General features: G+C 67.5%; 1 protein-coding gene. It reads right to left on the bottom strand.

Features of this window, described 5'->3' with window-relative positions; all coding sequences use genetic code 11:
• Positions 1 to 163 precede the first annotated feature (163 nt).
• Complete coding sequence (leuS, locus tag BN13_RS16265; protein ID WP_048548224.1) at positions 164 to 3,049, bottom strand: leucine--tRNA ligase; 2,886 nt, start codon at positions 3,047 to 3,049, stop codon at positions 164 to 166.
• Positions 3,050 to 3,316 lie beyond the last annotated feature (267 nt).

The raw sequence follows: 3,316 nt of genomic DNA, 5'->3' as shown, positions 1-3,316 counted from the left end.
GGCGGCGGCGAGGCGGTCGGCGGCGGGGTTGCGACGGGTGCGAGGCATGCTGCCACGCTAGAAACGCCGAACCCCGCGCCGCCAGCTTCGGCGCTCGAGCCTGTGGATGCCGTCGAAAGCTGCCTGGCGCAACCCTGTGGAGAACCCCCAGGGAAACCAGAACTCAGAGTGGGACGACGTTGACCAGCTTCGGCGCGCGCACGATGACCGTGCGTACCCCGCCTTCGATGGCCTCGGCAATCTTCGGACGGGTCAACGCCAGGTCGCGCAAGTCGTCCTCGGAGATTGAGGTCGGGACTTCGATCCGATCTCGCACCTTGCCCTTGATCTGGATGACGCAGGTGACGGTGTCGTCGACGAGCAACGCCGGGTCCGCGACTGGGAACGGCTCGCGCACAAGGGATTCCGAGTGCCCCAGTCGCGCCCACAACTCTTCGGCGATATGCGGCGCCATCGGCGCCACCATCAGCACCAGCTTCTCGGCGGCCTCGCGCGGCACGGCCTCCAGCCGGGTCAGGGCGTTGTTCAACTCGGTCAGACGCGCAATCGCCGTATTGAACGACAACCCCGCATAGTCGGTCGCGACGGCGTCGATCGCCTTGTGTACGGCGCGCTCGGTGGCGGCGTCCATCGGCTCATCGACCACCCGCGGCGCGCCACTCTCCTCATCGACGACATTGCGCCATACGCGTTGCAGGAAGCGCTGGCTGCCGACGATCGCCCGGGTCTCCCACGGCTTCGACTGATCCAGCGGCCCCATGCCCATCTCATAGAGGCGGAAGGTGTCGGCGCCATACTGCGCATACATGTCATCGGGCGTGACGATGTTCTTCAGGGACTTGCCCATCTTGCCGTACTCCCGGAAGACCGGCTCGCCCTGCCACGACCAGGTCAGCTCGCCGTCGGCGCCCGCGTGCTCTTGCACCTCAGCGGCCGGGACCGTCTGCCCGCGACCGTCGCGGAAGGCATAGGCCTGGATGTAGCCCTGGTTGTAGAGCCGCCGGAAGGGCTCCTCCGACGAGACATGGCCCAGGTCGAAGAGCACCTTGTGCCAGAAGCGGGCATACAGCAGGTGCAGCACCGCGTGCTCGACCCCACCGACATACAACCCGACCCCACCGACATCGCGCGAACCTGCCGGCGCACCGGCAACGGCGCTCTCGCGCGGCCCCATCCAGTAGCCCTCGTTGCCGGGCGCGACGAAAGCCTCTTCGTTGCGCGGGTCGAGATAACGCAGCTCATACCAACAAGATCCAGCCCACTGCGGCATGACATTGAGCTCGCGACGATAGGTCTTCACACCATCGCCGAGGTCCAGCTCGACGCTCGTCCACTCGGTCGCCCGCGCCAGCGGCGGCACCGGCTCGGAGATGTCGTCATCGGGATCCAGCGCCTGCGGCCGGTAGTCGTCGACCTCCGGCAGTTCCACCGGCAGCATCGACTCCGGCAGCGCGATCGGGTGTCCGGACTCGTCATACACGATCGGGAACGGCTCGCCCCAGTAGCGCTGGCGAGAGAAGAGCCAGTCGCGCAGCTTGTAGGTCGTCGTGCCCTCGCCGATCCCCTTAGCCTCCAGCCAGGCGATCATCTCGGCCTTCGCCTCGGCAATTCCCTTGCCGTTCAAGGAGATTTCGTCGTTGGCGCTGTTGATCGCCGGGCCCTCGCCGGTGAAGGCCGTCGACTCGTCATGGCCCTCGCTCGGCTGCACGGTCCGCACGATCGGCAGGTCATAGGTGATCGCGAAGTCCCAGTCGCGCTGGTCCTGCGCGGGCACGGCCATGATCGCGCCGGTGCCATAACCCATCAGCACGTAGTCCGCGACGAAGACCGGAATGCGCTCCCCATTGGTCGGGTTGATCGCGAAGCCGCCGGTGAAGACGCCGGTCTTGCCCTTGCCTTCGGCCTGCCGCTCCAGATCCGTCTTGCCCGCGGCCGCGGAGGCGTATGCCGTAACCGCCGCCCGCGGGGTCGCCGCACCGCCCGTCCAGGCCGGCTTCGTACCTTCCGGCCAATCCCCCTCGGGGACAAGGCTTTCCAGCAGGGGATGTTCCGGCGCCAGCACCATGAAGGTCGCACCGAAGAGCGTGTCCGGGCGGGTCGTGAAGACGTCGATGCTCTCGCCGGAGCCCTCGATCGGGAAGCGAACCTGCGCCCCTCGGCTGCGCCCGATCCAGTTGCGCTGCATCAGCTTGACCTTCTCCGGCCAGTCCAGCCGGTCCAGGTCGTCGAGCAGGCGGTCCGAATAGGTGGTGATGCGCATCATCCACTGGCGCATATTGCGGCGGAAGACCGGGAAGTTGCCGATATCGCTGCGGCCGTCGGCGGTGACCTCCTCATTGGCCAGCACCGTGCCGAGCCCGGGGCACCAGTTGACCGGCGCCTGCGAGACATACGCCAGGCGGTGATCGTCGATGATCGTGGCGCGCTCGGCGCCGTCGAGATCGGCCCAGGCGCGCCCGCCCGGCACCTCCCGCTCCCCCGAGGCAAAGGCTGCGACCAGCTCCGCGATCGGGCGCGCCTTGCCCCGACCGCCGTCGGCGTCCGCGTCGAACCAGGAGTTGAAGATCTGCAGGAAGATCCACTGGGTCCACCGGTAGAACTCCGGATCCGTCGTGGCAACCGAGCGTCGATCGTCGTGCCCCAGCCCGAGGCGCCGCAACTGCCGGCGCATCGTGAAGATATTGTCCTCGGTCGTCTTGCGCGGGTGCTGGCCGGTCTGCACGGCATACTGCTCCGCCGGCAGGCCGAAGGCGTCATAGCCCAGCGCGTGCAGGACGTTCTTGCCGAGCATCCGCTGGTAGCGGGCATACACATCGGTGGCGATATAGCCCAGCGGGTGGCCGACGTGCAGGCCGGCGCCACTGGGGTAGGGGAACATGTCGAGCACGAACAGCGGTCCACCGCTCAGCGCGGCCACAGCTTCCGGATCGGCGAGCGAACCGGTGGGGTTGGGGGCGTGGTAGGTGCCCTCCTCCTCCCAGCGGTCCTGCCAGGCGATCTCGATCTCCTGGGCCAGCTCGGGCGTATAGCGGTGCGGCGTCTCGCTCATCGATTCTCTCGTCATCCTTCGTGGTGCTGCTTCGGGCATCAAAAAACCCCTCCGGACACGAAGGGGTAGGCCGCGGTGACGTCCTCTCGGTCGCGTCAGCGCGGCTGACTAAGCAGCAACGACCCTGCCATGCGCTCAAGGCTACCTCAGGCGTCGCCGGCCGCCTCGCGGATATCGGCGGGGCGAACTCGACCCCCAGCGGACGCAACGCACGGGCCCGACGCCAGCGGACGCAATAACCGGGCGCGGACGCAATAGCTATTGCGT

Origin of the sequence: Nostocoides jenkinsii Ben 74, from assembly GCF_001046875.1 — a bacterium.
In the GTDB taxonomy this organism is placed as follows: Bacteria; Actinomycetota; Actinomycetes; order Actinomycetales; family Dermatophilaceae; genus Nostocoides_A; species Nostocoides_A jenkinsii.
Note: the sequence above shows the minus strand (reverse complement) of the source record. Positions and strands in the feature narration are given on the sequence as shown.

What these genes read in the sequence shown, in the direction of transcription:
- leuS (WP_048548224.1), bottom strand. Translation starts at nt 3,049, where the DNA reads ATGAGCGAGACGCCGCACCGCTATACGCCCGAGCTGGCCCAGGAGATC.